Genomic DNA, 18,967 nt, shown 5'->3' with positions numbered 1-18,967 from the left:
GATCGGCGCACGCATACACAAGGCATGATTGCCAAGGAGACAGGCATGGGAACGGACCAGATGGACCGCGAAGGCAGGACCTCGCGTCTCGCTTCGCCGTGGGTGCAATTGGTTTTCGGCGTGATCTGCATGGCGATGATCGCCAACATGCAATACGGCTGGACGCTCTTCGTCAATCCGATCGATGAGAAGTATCACTGGGGCCGCGCCGCCATTCAGGTGGCGTTCACGATCTTCGTCGTGACCGAGACCTGGCTCGTTCCGGTGGAAGGCTATCTGGTCGACAAATACGGTCCGCGTCCGGTCGTCGTGGGCGGCGGTCTGCTCTGCGCGATTGCCTGGGCGCTCAACTCGGTGGCGTCTTCGCTGCCCTTGCTCTATTTCGCGGCGGCCGTCGGCGGGGTGGGCGCGGGCGCGGTGTACGGCACCTGCGTCGGCAATGCGCTGAAGTGGTTTCCGGCGCGGCGCGGGCTGGCGGCGGGCATCACGGCGGCGGGCTTCGGCATGGGATCGGCGGCGACCGTCGTGCCCATCGCGCACATGATCAAATCGAGCGGCTATGAAGCGACCTTCCTGTGGTTCGGGCTGGGACAGGGACTCGTGGTCTTCCTGCTCGGCATGGCGCTCTATGCCCCGCCGGTTCAACTGCTTGCCTCCATGAAAAGCGCGGTCAAGGCGGCCGTCTACAACGCCAGCCCGAAGCAGGTGCTGGCCTCGCCGATCTTCTGGGTCATGTACCTGATGTTCGTGATGATGGCGGCAGGCGGCCTGATGGCCACCGCGCAACTCGGTCCCATCGCGAAGGACTTCGGCCTGCATGATTCACCCGTCTCGCTGCTCGGCCTGACGCTGCCGGCGCTCACTTTCGCGCTGACCATCGACCGCGTGCTCAACGGCCTCACGCGACCCTTCTTCGGCTGGGTATCGGACCGCATCGGGCGCGAGAACACGATGTTCATCGCGTTCGCCATCGAGGCGGTGGGCATCGTCGCGCTGTCGCGCTATGGACAGAATCCGGTGGCCTTCGTGGTGCTGACCGGCATCGTGTTCTTCGCCTGGGGCGAGATCTACAGCCTGTTCCCGGCGACCTGCGGCGACACCTTCGGCCCGAAGTTCGCGGCCACCAATGCAGGGCTGCTCTATACGGCCAAGGGCACGGCTGCGCTGCTGGTGCCATTTTCGAGCGTCATCACGTCGATGACCGGAAGCTGGCACGCCGTGTTCATGCTCGCGGCGGGGATGGCGGCGCTCTCGGCGCTGCTTGCGCTCTTCGTGCTGAAGCCGATGCGTCAGGCGCATACGGTGCGGCATGCGCGCGCGGCGGCACTGGATCTGCCTTATACGCCTGCCATGAAGGAGTGACCAGGACGGGCGACCCGGCGTGTCGCCCGTTTTATTGTTATCGAGCTCGCGCGTTTCGCGGCTTGCGACTGACGAGGCGGCCCGCAGGCCGATTGCGATTGCGCGTGTTGTGCAGCCGCCGGCGGATGGTCTCCTCGCTCTCTTATCTCGTCGGCCGGACGGCAGCCGTGACTGTGACGTACCGTGGCGTGCGCCGTTCGATCATGGCGAGCCACGCCGGAAAGCTCAGTGCCGATGCCAGTGAAGCGCATGCGAAGAGGGCGAGAGCGAGGTCAGCGTCCATGATTTTCTCCAAACGGGTGGTTGGAGACAGTGTCGGCGGGAACGGCTTGCCGGAAAACCCTGCTCCCGTGGGGAAGGACGCCGCTTCGCGGGCTCAATGCGAGCCCTGCCGAATGAGGGAGAAGCCTCAGAAGCGCGTGCCGACGCTGCAACCGCCGAAGCCGCCGCCGTTGGTGGCCACGCCGCCGCAGCCGAACAGACCGCAGCCGCCGAGCGCGAGTGACGCGGCGATGACCAGGACGGCGAGGCGAAGAGAACGAAGATTCACGATCAGATGGGCAGGGCGCCATGTTCATGGAAGGTGCCTGCCATCATAGTCACATTGCGACGCCCGGATCGTCAAAGTGGGCCGGGCGCGTCAGGCGGGCAGCTTGCGGAAGCTGATGGCGAAACGGTTCCATGCATTGATCGCGGTTACGAGCAGCGTCAGGTCGACGATTTCCTCGTCGCTGAAATGCGGCTTCACAGCTTGCCAGACGGCGTCCGGCACATGGTCGTGCGAGACCAGCGTCAGTGCTTCGGTCCATTCGAACGCGGCGCGTTCTCGATCCGTGAAGAACGGCGTCTCGCGCCATACCACGACGGTCGCAAGACGGCGATCCGTCTCGCCGCCCTTGCGGGCATCGGTGGTGTGCATGTCGACGCAGAACGCGCAGCCGTTGATTTGCGACGCGCGCAGGCGCACCAGATGGGTCAGGGACTTTTCGAGCGCGGATTTGCCGATGCGCTCTTCCACGCCAACGAGGGCCTTGATAGCGGCGGGATTGGCCTTGTAGAAGTCGAGACGGGATTCCATGGCGCTGCTCCTTGGTGGGTTTGGACAGGTTCAGAATAGGCCGGATGGTGGCCTATTCAAATAGCCGGTTTTGTGGAATATGGGGTAACCAGTGGAAGTCTTCGCCGGACGAAAAAAACCGCGGCAAGCTGCGCCGCGGTTTCGAACACCCGCGTCAAGGCGTTCAGTCGAGCGCCGCTGCCGGGCCGAAGAATTCATAACGGCTCTGCGACTCGGGCACGCCAAGCGCCTTCAAGTGCTTCTTCACGGCTTTCATGAAGGGCTTGGGCCCAAGAAAATAGGCATCGAGGTCGCGATCCGCGGGCAGCCACTTGTCGAGCAAGGCTTCGTCGACGAAACCGATTCCGTCCGCCGGATGATCGCCGTCGCGCGCGTGCTCGTAGCAGTAGAAGCGCTTGAGCTGCGGATGGCGCGCCGCCAGCGTCTCGATGGTCTCGCGGAACGCATGCACGCCGGCGTGCCGCGCCGAATGAATGAACGTGACCGGACGCTGCGTCACGAGCGCGGTGTGCAGCATCGCGAGCGTCGGCGTGATGCCGACGCCGCCGCTGATGAACACGACCGGCTTCTCGCCGGGTTCGAGCGTGAAATGGCCGGCGGGCGGATAGAGTTCGAGCACGTCGCCGGCGTGCTTGTGCTCGTGCAGGAAGCCGGAGACTTTGCCGTTCGCCTCGCGCTTCACGCTGATGCGGTACTCGCGGCCATCCGGCGCGGCCGACAGCGAATAGTTGCGACGCACTTCCTCGCCGTCGATTACCACCCGCAAGCCGATGTACTGGCCCGGACGGAAGTCGAGCAGGGCGCCGCCGTCTTCGGGCGTCAGGTAGAACGACGTGATCTCGTCGCTTTCCTTTTCCTTGCGGGCAATGACGAAGCGCCGCGTGCCGCGCCAGCCGCCGGGCGCCTGTTCGCGTTCGCTGTAGATGCCTTCCTCGAGCCCGATCAGCAGATCGGCGAGTTGCCCGTAGGCGGCGGCCCAAGCGTCGATGACGGCATCGGTGGCGATCTCCGCGCCGAGCACGTCCCGGATCGATGCGAGCAGGCAGCGTCCGACGATCGGATAATGCTCGGGCAGGATATTCAGCGCGACGTGCTTATGGATGATCTGGCCGACGAGCCCGCCGAGCTTCTCCAGTTCATCGATATGGCGCGCATACATCAGCACCCCGTTGGCGAGCGCGCGCTGTTGCGCGCCGCTCGCCTGGTGCGCGTGATTGAACATCGGGCGGACTTCGGGATAGTCGGCGAGCAGCCGGGCGTAGAAATGGGTGGTGAGCCCTTCGCCGCCGCTTTCGAGCAGGGGAACGGTTGCCTTGACGATGGCACGGTGTTCGGCTGACAGCATGGTTCTTTCCTCGTTGATGAAGATGCATGGCGCATCGGAAGTCTGTGCAAACTCCAATACAGGTTTTGTGCCAAGGTAGAATCGTCGTTAAATCAATGCTTTGAAGATTTATATGGTCGATTCGACTCTAGTCAAAAAGACTGCTGACGTAGTCGCAATGACTTCGCGCGTGCTGCTCGACGCGCTGGTTCCGCTCATCGAGGATCTGTCGAGCGAGATGCCGGACACCGAGCGCTACCGGCGTCTGCTGCATACGTCCCGCGCGCTTTTTCCGAGCGACGCCACCGCGCTCCTGCGGCTCGACGGCGACACGCTCGTGCCGCTCGCCATCGACGGTCTGTCGGGCGATACGCTCGGGCGGCGCTTCCGGGTGAGCGAACATCCGCGTTTCGCGCGCATCCTTGCGCACGAGGCGCCGACACGCTTCTCCGCCAGCTCCGACCTTCCCGATCCCTATGACGGCCTCGTCAAGGGCTTGAGCGGCCATCTGGAGGTGCACGACTGCCTGGGCTGCCCGCTGTGGATCGATGGCCGCGCGTGGGGCCTGCTGACCCTCGACGCGCTCGATCCCGCCCGTTTCGACGGCATCGACATGGCCTCGCTGCAAGCGTTTCTGAGTCTTGCGGCGGCGACGGTGAGCGTCGCGGGGCGCATCGACCGGCTGGCGCGTTCGAGGGAGGCGGAGCGTCATCGCGCGGAGGCTTACCGGCAGGCAGGCGGGCCGAAGCGGCGCGAGATGATCGGCGGCAGCGATCGGCATCGGCGGATGCTGGAGGAGATCGCGATCGTCGCCTCGAGCGATCTCACCGTGCTTGTGACGGGCGAGACGGGCGTCGGCAAGGAACTCGTCGCGAGCGAGATTCACGCGCTGTCGCCGCGCGCCGACAAGCCGCTCGTCAGCCTCAACTGCGCCGCGCTGCCGGATACGCTCGTCGAAAGCGAGCTCTTCGGGCATGTGCGAGGGGCGTTTTCGGGGGCGTCGTCGGACCGGCGCGGGAAGTTCGAACTCGCCGACGGCGGCACCCTCTTTCTCGACGAAGTCGGCGAACTGCCGCTGCCCGTGCAGGCGAAACTGCTGCGCGTGCTGCAGAACGGGCAGTTGCAGCGCATCGGTTCGGACAGCGAACACAAGGTGGATGTACGGCTGATCGCCGCGACCAATCGCGATCTCGCCGAAGAAGTGCGCGAAGGGCGGTTCCGCGCGGACCTGTATCACCGGCTGTCGGTCTATCCGCTGGTCGTGCCGGCGCTGCGCGAGCGCGGCCGCGACGTGCTGCTGCTGGCCGGCTTCTTCCTCGAGGAAAACCGTTCGCGTCTCGGCCTGCTGAGTCTGCGCCTCGCCGCCGACGCCCAGGCCGCGCTGCTGGCCTATCGCTGGCCGGGAAACGTGCGCGAACTGGAGCATCTGATCGGCCGGAGCGCGTTGAAGGCGCTGGCGTCGCACCGCGAGCGTCCGCGCATCCTGACGCTCAGCGCCGCCGATCTCGCGCTCAATGGCGATGCCGCCCCGACGCAGGCGTCCGCCGCGCCGCCGCCGCTGTCGGCAAGCGGCACGGACTTTCGTGCAGCGGTGAGCGCCTACGAACGCGCGCTGATCCTCGATACGCTCAGGCGTCATGAGCAGAACTGGGCGTCCGCGGCCCGCGAGCTGGGTCTGGATCGGGCCAACCTGAATCGTCTCGCGAAGCGCCTTGGGCTCAAGTGAGCGCGGCCGGCTCTTTGCCTATCCCGAAAATATTGAATAGATTGTTTTAGATCAAGAAACGCGCTCGTGCCCGCCACGCGGCGTGCGCGCGCATTGAGACAATCCCGGTGCTGGGAAAAGCGGGCGCTGTCTTCTAGTATCAGAACAGCCTGACGCAACCCATCGACAGCATGTTCACTGCAGTGCCTTGAAGCAGCGTGCCGGATGCGGGCCTGTCCCGCGCGGCGTATCGACAACGGCATTTCGAACACGGCATTTCGACAACCGGGGGTTACGTGCAGAACGTGACAGACGCGGCGAAGCTCAGCACGTTCATCGTGTGCGCACTATTGCTGTGTTTCGGCAGCGGGGCGTTCGCCGCGGACGCGCCGGCCACCGAGCGCGCGCCGGACACCATGCAGGCCCGCGTGATGGGCTGCGCCGCCTGCCACGGCGCGCACGGCGAGGGCACGGACAACGACTATTTCCCGCGCCTGTCCGGCAAGCCTGCCGGCTACCTGTACAACCAGTTGCTCGCCTTCCGCGACGGCCGGCGCAAATATCCGCCGATGAATTACCTGCTCGCCTATCTTCCGGATGCCTATCTGAAGGAGATTGCCGCGTACTTCGCGGGCGAGCGTCCGCCGTTCCCGCCGCCGGCGCCCGTCAGTGTCGATGCAAAAACGCTCGAACTGGGCAGGTCGCTGGTCACGAAAGGCGATCCGGTGCGCAGCGTGCCTGCCTGCATCAGCTGCCACGGCCCGGCGATGACCGGCATGGAGCCTGCCATCCCCGGCCTGCTGGGCCTGCATGCCGATTATCTGAGCGCGCAACTGGGCGCATGGCGCTACGGCACCCGCACCACGGCCGCGCCCGATTGCATGGGCCAGATCGCCAAGCTGCTCTCCGATCGCGACATCACCGGGATCGCCGCGTACCTGGCCTCGCTGCCCGCGCCGGCTGATCCGGCGCCGGTGGCGGCCGGTTCGCTCACGATGCCGCTCGCCTGCGGCAGCGTTCCCCACTGACGAGGACCCCGACGTGCGCCGATTTCGACCCTCCGGAGCGCTGACCGTCGCGGTTCTACTGGCGGCATGCGCGGCATGCGCGGCATGGGCGGTGTTGCTGCTGGCACCGTTGAGGCAGGTCCATGCGCAGGACCGCGCGGAGACGATCAAGCGCGGCGAGTATCTGGCGCGCGCGGGCGATTGCATCGCGTGCCATACGCTGCCCGCCGGCCGGACCTTCGGCGGCGGCCGGCCGATGGACACGCCGTTCGGCACGCTCTTCACGCCCAACATTTCGTCGGACCGGGAGACGGGCATCGGCGGCTGGAGCGCCGACGAGTTCTACCGGATGATGCACGACGGCAAGTCGCGCGACGGCTCGCTGCTCTATCCGGCGATGCCGTACACGTCCTACACGAAAGTCACGCGCGCCGATTCCGACGCGATCTACGCGTTCCTGATGTCGACGCCGCCCGTGCACCAGCCGAACCGGCCGCACGAACTGCGCTTTCCGTTCAACAAGCGGCAACTGCTGTTTGGCTGGCGCTCTCTGTTCTTCAGGGAGGGCGAGTACCGGCCGGACCCGAAGCAATCGGTGGAATGGAATCGCGGCGCGTATCTGGTCGAAGGACTCGGACATTGCTCGATGTGCCACACCGCGATCAACGCACTCGGCGGCAACGTGAGCTCCAAGGCATTCGAAGGCGGATTGATCCCGATCCAGAACTGGTACGCGCCTTCGCTGACCTCGAACCGGGAGGCAGGCCTCGGCGACTGGAGCATGGACGACATCGTCGGTTTGCTGCATGCGGGCGTGAGTCATCGCGGCGCGGTGTACGGCCCGATGGCCGAAGTGGTGTACGACAGCCTCCAATATCTGAGCGAGGACGACGTCCGCGCGATGGCCGTCTATCTGAAGGCGCTGCCCGCGCGTTCCGGCGACAAGTCCGCGCCGCCCGGACCGGCGGTGATGGAGCAGCAGACGAGTCTCGCGCCGCTCGGCAAGAAGATCTACGACGCCCAATGTGCCGAGTGCCACGCTGCGCGCGGCGAGGGCAAGCCGCCGGATTTTCCGCCGCTCGCGAACAATCAGTCGATCGTGATGAACTCGGCCGTGAACCCGATCCGCATGGTGCTGAACGGCGGTTATCCGCCTGGCACGTTCAAGAATCCGAAGCCGTATGGCATGCCGCCGTTCGCGCAAGCGCTGTCCGATGTCGAGGTGGCGGCGGTGGTGACCTACATCCGCACCGCATGGGGCAACCAGGGCGCGCCGGTGACGGTGAAGGACGTGAACGAACTGCGCTCGGCGCCGCTTTACTAGAACCCTGACGACCATGAACGAAGACCCGAACGCCGAGGAAGACGCGAAGCTCGACGAGATTGTGAAGCGCGGCCCGAGCGGCGCAATCGTGCTGGCCGGTATCTCGACTGCGATCGTGATCGGCATGTGGTTCGTTTTTTACTTCGCCGTGTTCCTGCCGCGCGGCGTGATCCGGTGATTCATCCAGACTTCGCCTATGGCCATCGATCCAAGCTCGCATGACACTGCCGAACGCGTGGAGCGGCGCTGGGCGATCCTCGTCCTCGCGATCGCCGTGCTGCTGGTCGGGATGGTCGTCTACACCGGCCTGCACTGGGCGATGATGCCGCCGTCGCGGGTCGAGACCGTGCGGCCGGAGACGCTCGGCGTGTCGGGCGAATTCATCGAGAGCAATCTGGGCAGCGCACCGGAGGCGGATGGTTCGGTGACGGTGCGCATCGTCGCGCAGCAGTATTCGTTCACGCCGCAATGCCTGGTGGTGCCGGCGGGCGTGCCGGTGACGTTCCGCGCGACGGCGGCGGACGTCGTACATGGCTTCCTGATCACCGGCACCAACATCAATTCGATGCTGGAACCGGGTTATGTCTCGACCTTCAAGACGACCTTCGAGACGACCGGCGATCATCTGATGCCCTGCCACGAGTACTGCGGCACCGGGCATCAGAACATGTGGGCGCACGTGAAGGTGATCGATCGCGCCGAGTTCATGGAGAGGGCCGCCAAGCTGCCGGCCCGTTCGCGGAGAGTGTCCTGTGTTCAATAGCAAGCGGCTCGTCCTCGCGCATTTCTGGCTGGCGTTCGGCGCCTTCGGCATCGCGCTCCTGCTCGGCGCATGGCAGATGCTGGTGCGCAGTCCACTGCATCCGTGGCTGCAGAATCCGGAGCTGTACTACCGCTCGGTGACGGAGCACGGCACCGTGATGGGCTATGCCTTTCCGACGCTCGTGGCGATGGGCTTCGGCTATGCCGTCAGCGAACTGGCGCTGAAGCGTCCGCTCGCGGGTTTGCGCTGGGCGTGGCTGGGCTTCTGGCTGGTAGCAGCGGGCGCGATCACGGCAACCATACCGGTGGCGATGGGTCTGGCTTCGGTCCTCTACACCTTCTATCCGCCGATGATCGGCAATGTCTTCTATTACATCGGCGTGGTACTGGTCGTGGTGGGCTCGTGGGTGTGGGTTGCGCTGATGTCGGTGAACCTCGCGGCGTGGAAGCGCGAGAACCGCGGCAAGCCGGTGCCGCTCGCGATGTTCGCGACCGTCGCGGGCGCCTATCTGTGGGGCTGGACCGCGGTGGGCGCGGCGATCGAAGTGCTGTTCCTGATCCTGCCGGTGGCCTTCGGCTGGAAGACGACCATCGATGCCGGCCTCGCTCGCATCTTCTTCTCGTGGACGCTGCACGCCATCGTCTATTTCTGGCTGGTGCCCGCCTACGTGGCGTACTACACAATCATCCCGCGCGCGATCGGCGGCCGTCTGTACAGCGATGCCATGGCGCGCATCTCGTTCATCCTGTTCCTCGTGGTGTCGATGCCGATCGGGATCCATCACCTGTTCGCCGATCCGCAAGTGGGCTCGGGCTTCAAGTTCATGCATTCGGTGTTCACCGCGCTCGTCGCCGTGCCGACGCTGCTGACCGTGTTCACGATCTGCGCGTCGGTGGAGATCGCGGCGCGGCTGCGCGGCGGACGCGGCCCGCTGGGCTGGCTTAAGGCGCTGCCCTGGGACAATCCGATGATGCTGGCCGTGGCGTTTTCGTTCGTGATGCTCGGCTTTGGCGGCGCGGGCGGCCTCATCAACATGAGCTACCAGCTCGATTCGACGATTCACAACACGCAGTGGGTGACCGGGCACTTCCACCTGATTTTCGGCGGGGCGATCGTCATCATGTACTTCGTGATTGCCTACGATCTGTGGCCGCATCTGACCGGGCGGCCGCTGCTGCATCCGAAGCTGATGCGCTGGCAACTGTGGCTGTGGTTCATCGGCATGATCGTGCTGACGTTCCCGTGGCATTTCGTCGGCCTGCTGGGCATGCCGCGACGCATGGCCTTCTATGACTACAGCGATCCGGAGATCGCGGCGCAGGCGCTGTCCGTGGTGATCTCGGTGGTGGGCGCGCTGATTCTGCTGGTGTCGGCGGTGCTGTTCTTCATCGTGCTGGTGAAGGCGCATCGCACGCCGCGCGCCACGATCGAGCCGTTCCGCTTCAGCCGCGCGGTGCACGAGCCGAGCAGCATTCCGGTGGCGCTGAACAGCTTTGCCCTGTGGCTCACGCTGATGATCGGGCTCACGCTCGTCAACTACGGCTATCCGATCGCGCAACTGCTCGCGCGCTCCGACACGTCGGTGCCTGCCGTGCCCATCGGAGCCGCGCGATGAGCGACGAACGCCTCTTCACTTTCCGCAACCGCTGGTTCACGGTCAGCGTGCTGGGGACGATCGGGATCGCCATCGTGGCGGCGCTGATCGGCTTCGTGTGGCTGCCTTCGGTGCAGCGCGATGCGCAGTTCAGCGGCATCTGGAACGCCATCTGCAGCGCGGCGGGCGTGCCGCGCAGCTGGTACGCGGGAGGCGTGATCGTCGAGCCGGAGGCGAAGCTGACGAGCGTCGAGATGACGCCGCAACTGCTCGCGACGGTCAGTTCGAATTCCATCGGACGAGGCGCGACGCTGGCCTTGCGCTGCACGATGTGTCATGGCGAGCGCGGCATGAGCGATGCGAACTCGCCGAATCTGGCAGGCCAGTATGCGGCGGTGATCTACAAGCAGTTGATCGATTTTCAGAACGGCGCGCGCAGCAACGCCGTGATGTCGCCGATGGCGATGAACCTGAGCGATCAGGACATGCGCGATCTCGCGGCGTATTACGCGAGCCTGCCGCGACCGCCGGCGCAGCGCAAGGTGAGCGATGCGCGTGCGCCGGCGATCGTCGCGCACGGAGCGCCGATGCGGAATGTGGCGCCGTGCGCGGTGTGTCATGGCGGCATCGACAGCAAGGCGGGAAGTCCCTGGCTCGATGGTCTGCCGGCGGCTTATACGAAGTCGCAGTTGCTGGCGTTCGCGAGCGGGGCGCGGACCAATGATATCGATGGCGTCATGCGGAACGTGGCGCGCAACATGACCGCCGAGGAGATTGATGCGGCGGCGATGTATTACGCGCGGGAGCTGGAAAAGGTCAGATCTGGGCAGTGAGCTGAAAACCGAGCGTCACGCGCGCCGTGATGAGCGAGGCGGGTTTGAGGAGCGGGGTGCCCGCGAAGAGGTCGTACTTCAGGGCCGCGAGCTTGAGCGGAAGACTGCCTCGGATGCCGAGTACCGCTCCCAGCAACCGGGTGCCTGCAAGGAATGCCGTGTTTGGGCCGAACACGCGCCCGTAGCCGACGCGTGCAAGTCGCCGCAGCATCCGCGTTCATCTGACCAGCGATCTGATTGCCCCAACGGCTTGGCGTACCCGGTGCGTCGTGACGTGTGTTGTTCGCCCAATCAGCGATCTTATCGAGTCGACCCTGAACAATGCGCCGAGCCCTGCACGAGTTGAGTTACGAGAGGAACATTCGAGGAGGCATGCTGAAGAACAAGCTCAGCATCAAGACGTAAAAAAGCCTCAGCCTCCTGAGGATCATCCTCAGGTTGTGACCCGCGCCGCACAACACTGCGTGAATCGCATCGCCTAATGCACCTTTGAGCCAATTCCGATCAAGCCTGCCGTCTGTCTTCATGTGGCCGATGGCGGGCTCGATTGCGCTTCGCCGGCGGATCATCGCGCGCAGTCCACGCGTGATGCCGCGACGCATACCCGGGTGATAGATCTTTACGCCTTCAATCGCAACGCCCTTGTATCCGCGATCCACAATCGCCACCTCCGGACTTACATCACTCAGAATTGCGGCTTGCTCCAACGCCTCTGCCAGCGTGTGACCATCGTACGGATTTCCCGGCATCAAGCGAGCCCCGACGACCAACCCTTCCTTATGCGTCGTCGTGCTCGACACTTTCACCCCAAATTCATAAGGCATACGAGCCTTGCCTTTGGCTAGACACTCGACTTCGGGAGCGTGTAGTGCGTAGAGCTTGTTCTTGTCCCTGGGCTTTTGCGACAGGATGCGCTTCGTTTGAGCAATCAGTTCGAGCAATGCGATGCGGCCCGACTCCGATACCCGCTCGACTTGCCGTTCGACATCGCCTCACCGAGTCGTTTGCGCCAGCGCGTTAGGCTCGACGGATCGATGGGTGGCTCGGTCTGCAGAAACACTTCGCCCGTGAAGACTTGCCAATAAGGGTTTTCGACCCACTGCCACACAACCTCTTCATCGGACAGGTCAAACGTGTGTTGAAGATAGAACAAACCAGCAATCAAGCGCGGGGATGTCGCGGGTCGTCCGGCAACAGACACGAAGCTTGCACTCATCGTCGTGCCGAGATGCGCCCAGTCGATCAACCCGGCCAGGCGCCCCGTATCCTGCAATTCCGGTAATCCAGTTTCGCCCTTAACAGCCCGTCAGTAAGGGACTTCGAGATTTTTCAGGATCGCCTATTTGACGTTCTTGCCAAGCCACGAACTGATTAGACCAGCAATCTGGAGGTTGTTCTTCTCAAGCATCATCATGTGCGCGTTGCCATGAATGCCGACGTCAGGCAGCCGCACGAAGTCGGTGTTCACCCCTGCCTGTTTCAGATACCGGGCGGTGCAGTGGTCATACGCGGAGTGGTATGAGGCTTCCGACGTCACCATCATCACCGGGATACCACTCAGGTTCACCAATGAATGCACCGGTGCCTTCTGGCTCCAGCATCGCACCAGGTCCGGCTTGTCCGGCGTGGCTTGTTGTTCGATCTGCAACTGCGAAGGATCGGTGATCGGCGGATCATAAGTCATCGGAATGTCGGTCACACCCCAGGCACGCGCTTTGTCGGTGCCGAACGGGATCTCGTTTTGGAACGGTGGGCCCGAGGGTTCGACGGCAATAATCGCCTTGACGAGCTTTGGCCGCGCATCCGCGATCAACCAGCCGAACGGACCGGACTGCGAGTGGGTGAGCACGATCGCCGGTCCGATCTTATCCAGCAACGCCGCAGCAGCGTGCTGAATCAACGTCTCCGTTTCCGCATTGCTGGCGAGGAACTGCACCTGTGTTGAATAGAACTGGTCGAAAACTGGATCGCCGATTTTGCCGTGACTCGGACCGCTACCCGGCCATTGAGTATGAAACTTGGCCTGCGGCCAGAGATTAAATTGCTCGGGAACGGAGAACAGGCTCTCTTCGGTTTTCGCGTCGAAGGTGCTCAACTTACCGTCGATGCCTTCTTGCCAGGCCGATCGTCCACGCGCTGGCTGGTCTACCATATAGACCTCGTAGCCTTGAGCCACAAAGAACTTGGCCCAGCCTTCCCGGCCGTCGGGTGTGCCCATCCAGTTGGTGGCAGTTTGCCCCGCGCCGTGGATAAGGACGATTGGGTAGGGATGGAGGCGCCGGGTAGGCGTGAGTTTTTCCACGTACATCTGGCCATGCATGACCGGTTTGGCTGAATCGCCAACGTAGCTACCGCCCACAAAGAAGAAGCTGTCTTGCGCGATCGGATTGGATTCCGAGGTGCTGCTTCGATTACCTGGCTGCGCTTGTACAGCAGAACACGCGAAAGAAAGAACAATCCCTGAGATGAGAGTCCTAGACCAGTTTGACCACATCGTTCTTCCTCGCACGTTGACTTTTGTGCTGGCGTCGTTAGACAGCCATTCATCAAGTTTCATGCTCTACTACTCCTAGGTAAAGTTAATGTTCAGCTGCTGACGATTACATTGGCCCGGTTGATTACCGTCATCTGGCAGGCTCCGCTGCTATTGAACTGGGCGTCACGGTCGGACGTTCGCGTTCGCGAACCTGCCCATAGGTTCACGCGCGAACGAGACGTAGGCACAATCAGATCAAATTACGACCGAGATCCTAAGCATTGCCCATGGATCAGAGTGCGGTGGAAAACGAACGCAAATCTGACCTCCGGAGCTAAAAGTTCGGCCCATTTACGGGGTGTTACCAGGTGCGCGACTGTAGAATCGTTTGACCCTTATCGGCTCATTTGGCTCAAAAATCGTGTCAATCCTTTTCTAAATGTTGCGATATGGGCCAGAATATTGGCGTGAAGTTAGCTTAGTATTACATCGTGGAGCTGTCTCTGCGGATGGGACAGAACACATGCACTCGACTACATTGTTGTGCCGACTGTAAAGTCAAACGATCAAATGTATGACTTGATACCATCACGAAAGGAGGTCTTTGACGCGCATAGAAGACCTTCGGCGCGCATCCAAGACCTCGCAAAAGTGTTTGAGGTATTCGCCCTCAGCATCCCAACTGGGTCGCGAGTTCAAGAAAATCATGCGCGTTAATATCAAAGCCATCTTCAAACGAAGTGTCGACGTTGCAGTCGGGCCCAAACTCAAGAGGACGCGCAACGAAAGCCGTTTTCAGTCCGAGCTCGCGTGCCGCGTACAGGTCATATTTGTGACACGCGACCATCATCGCTTCACCAGCCGATAGGCCAAGATAGCGCAAGGCCATTTCGTAGGTGTGCGGATCTGGCTTGAACGTCTGGATCATTTCGCCGGTGAAGATTGCGTCCCACGGCAACGACCCGCGCTTTGAAATATTGATCATCGCGCTGACGTCCGCATTCGATAGCGTCACCAGTTTGAAACGCCGCTTCAGCCGTTGCAGCCCTTCGACAGCATCGGGCCATGGCTCAATCGTCTGCCACGCAAAGTTGATGCGCTCACGCTCGTCGAGCGTCAGGAACCCCACGTTATATTCGTCTATGACTTCGTCGAGTACTGACCTATAGATTCGATCCACCGGCCTCCAAGGTTCGGTTCCCGCGAGAACTGCATCGAGCGCCGGACGATATTTCCGCCGCCATTCATCGACAAAACGTCCCCAGTCGACGCCCGTCGCGCGATCTGAGGCGATGGTACGGGCCGCTGCGGACACGGTTGAGCGAAAATCAGTCGTGCTTCCCTGCACGTCAAAAATTAATGCCGAAGAGAATTCATCTTGACCCCTGTCTGAAGTAGGGCGGGACTTTCGCAATTTTTTGGTTTCTATTCCTCACGCCGTTTGGTTTGTAGCTGGAATAGTCCGGTATATGACCTTGCCGATTCCACCAGATTCAGGAGTTCGAGCGGCGATGTCGGAAACACTGATTCAACACTGCATGTTCGAGATCACGAGAGGAGCGAACCGCCGCTTTCTCAAGAATGTCGAACATAATCGCTGCGCGATAATTGGCACATCCGCGTCAGCGCCGAGAGAAGCAGAAGGACCGCAATCCAGAGGGCATTATTCATCATTGCCGCAGTCGTATAGGCGCCTAGAACCGCTCCCGTCAGAAAGCACAGACCCGCGGCTCCAAGGAGCGAGGCATCATGTAGCGCCGCCTTGTCATAGCGCGGAATCAACCCTTCGAGCAGCCGCTTCGTGGCCCGTCGTAGATTGCCTGTCGTCATCACGGACGTGTAGGTCACGTTTTCGACGTGAGTGAACGATAATGTTTGCAATGTCGCAACGAACGTTATGCCGGGAATCAGGACGAAATCCGGCAGGCTGAGCAGATTGCTGGCAGCCAGCGCCAGAAAGCCGATCTCGAGAACAAGGCACGCAAGGGCCGGGCGCGTCACGAATCGGGCGATTGTGGCCAGGCCCAGCATGTGGACGACACATACCGAAAAAGCGAAGGCAATGAGCGGTGGAACATGTCGTGCAGCCTGCGTCCAGTCTCCGCTGGCCACATTGATACCGAGAAGGGCAATGTTCCCCGACATTGCGTTTGCGAATACACCGCCGTGCCCGACATAGGTAAAGGCGTCCAGAAATCCACCGGACAGTGTCAGCAGGACAGCGACGCCGCGGCTCCTCCCGGCCAGTTCAAGAGCCGTCATGTCAACTCCTCCAAAACATTGAATATCTGATCGCGTTACGACGGTCAATGAAGGGTGCGTCCCGTTGCCGCCGCTTCGGACTCTCGCACCGGACGCAGGGGAATCACATACACGGCCATCACCAGCGCGATCATTCCGCCGAGAAGTGTTTCCCACGCGCGGGCAACGAGCACCGAAACCGAATGTTCTCCCGTGGCGGCAAGCGTTATCACTAAGACGAAAGAAAAGGCGGCGCAAGCGATGTCATAGCGATCGGATAGCGTCACCGTATAGACGATGAGAGCGAGTGCCACAGCACCACACACGATGAGGGGTGCATGCGTCGCAATAGGCAGGCACGCGAGCCCGAGCGGCACGCCGACGAGTGTCCCGATGATTCGCCGCCTCATGCGCGCGACCGTACCGGTTGCTGTCACGGTCGTGCCGCATACGGCGGCCGTGATGGCCCACACAGGTTGAATGAGTCCGAACACGCTGTTCAACACGATGATGATCACCGCCGTGGCACTTGCCTGCAGCCCAATGATGCACTCGGCCGAGAGGCTGGACGCGCGACAGGAAGAATGCGACGGTGATGCCGCAGCGGCCGGCATTTCGTTCGGACCGGTCAGGAGGCGAGGCACGACCGACGCGACGATCGCGACCGCCAGGGCAACACCGATCTCGCGCACGTCGATGGGCGTGAGGTGAGCACCGTAGGCGAGCAGCTCGCCGATATAAAGCTGCAAACCCAGACCCGTTCCGAGGACGCCATATTGTCGAAGAAAGCCGGTCAGAAAAACACTGGGCAAGAGAATCCATTCGCCGCCGCCTAATCCATATTGCCTTACTAGCGGAAGACTCAGCAGAGGCGCGAGCATTGCAAAGAACAAAGCGCCGACCGCAGCGCAGCTGCATAGCATGACGAGGTCGCGCGTCGATCCATACCGCGTGCCGCGTGCTTCGAACACGCTTGCCCAGAGTGCAAAGCTACCCGCGAGCATTGCAATCGACGCATGACCGGGGTCAAGGACCGTGATGTCATGAACGGTTCCGAGCGCGAGAGCGCTGCCGTATGCCGTGACGATTCGTAGCCCTTTGACGCGCCGGTACGCCCCCGGATCGATACATTCAAACCAGACCAGAATCCTCTCGATAAGCTCAGACACGCCACGCTCTCCAATCGCGCTGAAAGCGCGAACTGGGCAGCATACGGGCCGCCCGGCGACGCGCAATGATCGCGTCAGATTTCAGATCTTTGTGATAGCGGGATCGTCCGTGGTTGCCTGATCGATCCGTCAAGACAGATCATAGGTTCCCATTCTTAGGCCAGATTTACTCGTGGAAATGGCGTGTCGGATTGAACGGGCAGGGCGCTTCAGTCCTTGCGTCGCACGCGTGCGGACCCCTCAGGCCAGCTCGATCAGAACGGGTCCCAACAACGCGAGCAAGACGGATCCCAACGCATAGGTAACGGCGAAGGGCACGGTGGCCACCGAACTTTCGGACTTGTCGATTACTTGCCCGAAGGCGGGGCTCGCGCCTCGTGAGCCCGCCATGGCGCCAGCCAGGAGAGCGGCGTTCCGATAGCCCAAAACGTAGCGGGCGAACAGCATGGACAGGATCATCGGGAACAGCGTGACGAAGAACCCCAGCAACAAAAGGGTGATGCCGCTCTCTTTCACTGTCAGAAGCGCTTGAACGCCCGAATCCAGACCGACCGCCGCAACGAATGTGGACAGACCGAAGTCTTTGAACGCTTGCGAAGCCGCGGGCGGCATTGCGCCGTACATCGGATGCTTGCCCCGCATCGAGCCGAAAAGCAAGCCCGCAATCAGACAGCCGCTTCCCGCACCGAGCGTAAGCGGAAAGCCACCGATATAAACGACGCACTTGCCCAATACCAACCCGGCCACGAGCCCCATGCTCATGTACACGAAGTCGGTCTTGTCGGAGCGCTGGAGATGGAAGCCTGCCGCCTCCGCCGCATGCAGCGTGCTTTCGGGCGAACCGTAGAAGGTGATGACATCCCCGTGTTGCAGTTCGGTGTTCGCGAGTATGGGTAGTGAACGGCCTGCCCGGGTCACGGCCTGAATATATACGCCGCGCCGAGGCTTCCCGTCGATCGTCGCCCTGCCGTCAACGAGCCGCAGGCGTTGCCCGCCTTCGCGGGTAAAGACGGCCTGCCGGGAGCGCATCTCGACGGACATCTCATGACACTCCGCGACCTCGCCGCCGAAGCATCGCGCGGCCGCGAGGACCGAGTCGCGCATGCCGACGATCAGGATGGTGTCGTCAGGATCGAGAACGAGGCCGTCGTGAATTTCGATGAATGTCCCCGCGCGCCGTACCCGCTCGATGCTGATGAGATCGCGCTGACGTATCTCGATCTCGGCCACGGTGAGACCGGCCGCCCCTCCAGCCATATATGCCCGGCCGACCAGCAGAGGCATCGATGCCGACCGTTCGTTCATTTGACTGTCGATGCCGTTGCCGGATGCCTGTTCGATCGCATTCGCCGCGTCACGTAACGACGTCCGCATGAAGCGCGGGATCAGCGCTGTCAGCATTTTCAACCGGTCCAGAATTGTTTGACGAATTACTTGAACCGTTGTTTACCGATGGCTCATCACCATTCCCACTATTGAGCGTTGCATTACTGGGCACGTAGCCTGGGGTTCCCATCGCGGCCGATCCCGCCGCCCCCGCTGTCGAATCTGCTAGCACAGTCCCCGGATTGGCCGTCGGCGGCTCGCCACCTTTGGAACCGATGATAGTGTTGATACCGTTCGCCGTACCTTGTGCAATCAGGTCGGACGGTCGTTGCGACGCCGTCGACGCAGCATCCGCGTTCATCTGAACGGTTATCTGATTGCACCAACGGCTTAGCGTACCCGGTACGTCGCCATAGGTGTTTTTCGCCCAATCAACGATTTTATCGACGAACTCGCTGCCTGTGCTGCCCTTGCCGTCAGCATTGCTCGTGCTGCGATTGTAGAGGTCCGCACTCGTTGCCGTGGCCGCGCCTGCACCACCCACCACGATTGCACCACCAAGACCCGCCAACACGTTCGCGGCTACATTGCCCGCGAGCATCGAAGCGGTTTGAGGTTCCCTCGGTTTTTCGCCTTCCAGAGGCCCCCGGGTTATGCAGCCGCATCCCTTGTCCGCTGAGCCACAACCCAGTCTTGCATGAACTGGGTTGGCGACACGAAGCCAAGCGATGAATGACGACGACTGCGGTTATAAAACACTTCGAT

General features: G+C 62.2%; 17 protein-coding genes and 2 pseudogenes. 8 read left to right on the top strand and 11 right to left on the bottom strand.

Going from position 1 to position 18,967, the window contains the following annotated elements; genetic code table 11:
- The first annotated feature begins 45 nt into the window (after positions 1-45).
- Positions 46-1,362, top strand: a complete 1,317-nt coding sequence (oxlT, locus tag QCE64_RS31480) for an oxalate/formate MFS antiporter (protein ID WP_310008071.1) — start codon at positions 46-48, stop codon at positions 1,360-1,362.
- A 409-nt stretch (positions 1,363-1,771) separates the two neighbouring features.
- On the opposite strand, the gene QCE64_RS31475 is transcribed toward oxlT, so the two are convergent.
- The 3 genes from QCE64_RS31475 to hmpA all read right to left on the bottom strand — a co-directional run bounded on the left by QCE64_RS31475 (position 1,772) and on the right by hmpA (position 3,785).
- Positions 1,772-1,912 carry a hypothetical protein gene (locus tag QCE64_RS31475; RefSeq protein ID WP_309820363.1) on the bottom strand — a complete coding sequence of 47 codons (141 nt, stop codon included), beginning with the start codon at positions 1,910-1,912 and terminating at the stop codon, positions 1,772-1,774.
- 90 nt (positions 1,913-2,002) lie between these two features.
- Complete coding sequence (locus tag QCE64_RS31470; RefSeq protein WP_309926437.1) at positions 2,003-2,440, bottom strand: carboxymuconolactone decarboxylase family protein; 438 nt, start codon at positions 2,438-2,440, stop codon at positions 2,003-2,005.
- A gap of 163 nt (positions 2,441-2,603) precedes the next feature.
- Complete coding sequence (gene hmpA / locus QCE64_RS31465) at positions 2,604-3,785, bottom strand: NO-inducible flavohemoprotein (RefSeq protein WP_309934868.1); 1,182 nt, start codon at positions 3,783-3,785, stop codon at positions 2,604-2,606.
- Positions 3,786-3,897: 112 nt separating this feature from the next.
- Between hmpA and norR the strand changes: the two genes are divergently transcribed.
- The 7 genes from norR (at position 3,898) to QCE64_RS31430 (ending at position 10,990) form a co-directional block, all read left to right on the top strand.
- A complete protein-coding gene (norR, locus tag QCE64_RS31460; RefSeq protein ID WP_309926435.1) occupies positions 3,898-5,490 on the top strand; it encodes a nitric oxide reductase transcriptional regulator NorR in 1,593 nt (530 codons plus the stop codon).
- A 395-nt stretch (positions 5,491-5,885) separates the two neighbouring features.
- Positions 5,886-6,497, top strand: a complete 612-nt coding sequence (locus QCE64_RS31455; RefSeq protein ID WP_309935430.1) for a c-type cytochrome — start codon at positions 5,886-5,888, stop codon at positions 6,495-6,497.
- A gap of 13 nt (positions 6,498-6,510) precedes the next feature.
- Complete coding sequence (locus QCE64_RS31450) at positions 6,511-7,800, top strand: c-type cytochrome (RefSeq protein ID WP_404987650.1); 1,290 nt, start codon at positions 6,511-6,513, stop codon at positions 7,798-7,800.
- 13 nt (positions 7,801-7,813) lie between these two features.
- The gene (locus QCE64_RS31445) at positions 7,814-7,978 is read left to right on the top strand and encodes a hypothetical protein (protein ID WP_309820351.1); all 165 of its coding nucleotides are present in this window, start codon (positions 7,814-7,816) and stop codon (positions 7,976-7,978) included.
- Between the two features lie 18 nt (positions 7,979-7,996).
- On the top strand, positions 7,997-8,563 hold the full coding sequence (locus QCE64_RS31440) for a cytochrome C oxidase subunit II (RefSeq protein ID WP_310008069.1): 567 nt from the start codon (positions 7,997-7,999) through the stop codon (positions 8,561-8,563).
- Complete coding sequence (locus QCE64_RS31435; protein WP_310008067.1) at positions 8,553-10,178, top strand: b(o/a)3-type cytochrome-c oxidase subunit 1; 1,626 nt, start codon at positions 8,553-8,555, stop codon at positions 10,176-10,178. Before QCE64_RS31440 ends, QCE64_RS31435 begins: the two co-directional genes overlap by 11 nt.
- A complete protein-coding gene (locus tag QCE64_RS31430) occupies positions 10,175-10,990 on the top strand; it encodes a c-type cytochrome (RefSeq protein ID WP_310008065.1) in 816 nt (271 codons plus the stop codon). Before QCE64_RS31435 ends, QCE64_RS31430 begins: the two co-directional genes overlap by 4 nt.
- Here the strand turns inward: QCE64_RS31430 and QCE64_RS31425 are convergent.
- The 8 genes and pseudogenes from QCE64_RS31425 to QCE64_RS31390 form a co-directional block, all read right to left on the bottom strand.
- Positions 10,974-11,186, bottom strand: a pseudogene (locus tag QCE64_RS31425) (ShlB/FhaC/HecB family hemolysin secretion/activation protein); the annotation flags it as partial. The gene QCE64_RS31430 and the pseudogene QCE64_RS31425 sit on opposite strands and share 17 nt — an antisense overlap.
- A gap of 151 nt (positions 11,187-11,337) precedes the next feature.
- Positions 11,338-12,248 (bottom strand): annotated as a pseudogene (locus QCE64_RS31420) (transposase); the annotation flags it as partial.
- A gap of 81 nt (positions 12,249-12,329) precedes the next feature.
- Complete coding sequence (locus QCE64_RS31415; RefSeq protein ID WP_310008063.1) at positions 12,330-13,547, bottom strand: alpha/beta hydrolase; 1,218 nt, start codon at positions 13,545-13,547, stop codon at positions 12,330-12,332.
- 589 nt (positions 13,548-14,136) lie between these two features.
- On the bottom strand, positions 14,137-14,880 hold the full coding sequence (locus QCE64_RS31410) for a haloacid dehalogenase type II (RefSeq protein WP_310008061.1): 744 nt from the start codon (positions 14,878-14,880) through the stop codon (positions 14,137-14,139).
- A 161-nt stretch (positions 14,881-15,041) separates the two neighbouring features.
- Positions 15,042-15,728: a YoaK family protein gene (locus QCE64_RS31405; RefSeq protein ID WP_310008059.1), complete on the bottom strand. Its 687-nt coding sequence runs from the start codon at positions 15,726-15,728 to the stop codon at positions 15,042-15,044.
- Between the two features lie 44 nt (positions 15,729-15,772).
- Entirely contained in the window at positions 15,773-16,876 is a 1,104-nt protein-coding gene (locus QCE64_RS31400) for an FUSC family protein (RefSeq protein WP_310008056.1), read from the bottom strand.
- 240 nt (positions 16,877-17,116) lie between these two features.
- A complete protein-coding gene (locus QCE64_RS31395) occupies positions 17,117-18,277 on the bottom strand; it encodes a TrkA C-terminal domain-containing protein (RefSeq protein ID WP_310008054.1) in 1,161 nt (386 codons plus the stop codon).
- Positions 18,231-18,803, bottom strand: coding sequence for a hypothetical protein (locus QCE64_RS31390; protein ID WP_310008053.1), 573 nt, complete (start codon positions 18,801-18,803; stop codon positions 18,231-18,233). Before QCE64_RS31390 ends, QCE64_RS31395 begins: the two co-directional genes overlap by 47 nt.
- Between the last annotated feature and the right edge of the window lie 164 nt (positions 18,804-18,967).

Source organism: Caballeronia sp. LZ043 (assembly GCF_031451075.1).
GTDB lineage: Bacteria > Pseudomonadota > Gammaproteobacteria > Burkholderiales > Burkholderiaceae > Caballeronia.
This window is presented reverse-complemented; position numbering and strand designations above follow the sequence as displayed.

Coding starts and splice junctions, on each gene's coding strand:
- QCE64_RS31390 (WP_310008053.1), bottom strand. CDS start 18,803: ATGCTCGCGGGCAATGTAGCCGCGAACGTGTTGGCGGGTCTTGGTGGT.
- QCE64_RS31395 (WP_310008054.1), bottom strand. CDS start 18,277: ATGCTGACAGCGCTGATCCCGCGCTTCATGCGGACGTCGTTACGTGAC.
- oxlT (WP_310008071.1), top strand. CDS start 46: ATGGGAACGGACCAGATGGACCGCGAAGGCAGGACCTCGCGTCTCGCT.
- norR (WP_309926435.1), top strand. CDS start 3,898: ATGGTCGATTCGACTCTAGTCAAAAAGACTGCTGACGTAGTCGCAATG.
- QCE64_RS31405 (WP_310008059.1), bottom strand. CDS start 15,728: ATGACGGCTCTTGAACTGGCCGGGAGGAGCCGCGGCGTCGCTGTCCTG.
- QCE64_RS31440 (WP_310008069.1), top strand. CDS start 7,997: ATGGCCATCGATCCAAGCTCGCATGACACTGCCGAACGCGTGGAGCGG.
- QCE64_RS31445 (WP_309820351.1), top strand. CDS start 7,814: ATGAACGAAGACCCGAACGCCGAGGAAGACGCGAAGCTCGACGAGATT.
- QCE64_RS31415 (WP_310008063.1), bottom strand. CDS start 13,547: ATGAAACTTGATGAATGGCTGTCTAACGACGCCAGCACAAAAGTCAAC.
- hmpA (WP_309934868.1), bottom strand. CDS start 3,785: ATGCTGTCAGCCGAACACCGTGCCATCGTCAAGGCAACCGTTCCCCTG.
- QCE64_RS31455 (WP_309935430.1), top strand. CDS start 5,886: ATGCAGGCCCGCGTGATGGGCTGCGCCGCCTGCCACGGCGCGCACGGC.
- QCE64_RS31430 (WP_310008065.1), top strand. CDS start 10,175: ATGAGCGACGAACGCCTCTTCACTTTCCGCAACCGCTGGTTCACGGTC.
- QCE64_RS31470 (WP_309926437.1), bottom strand. CDS start 2,440: ATGGAATCCCGTCTCGACTTCTACAAGGCCAATCCCGCCGCTATCAAG.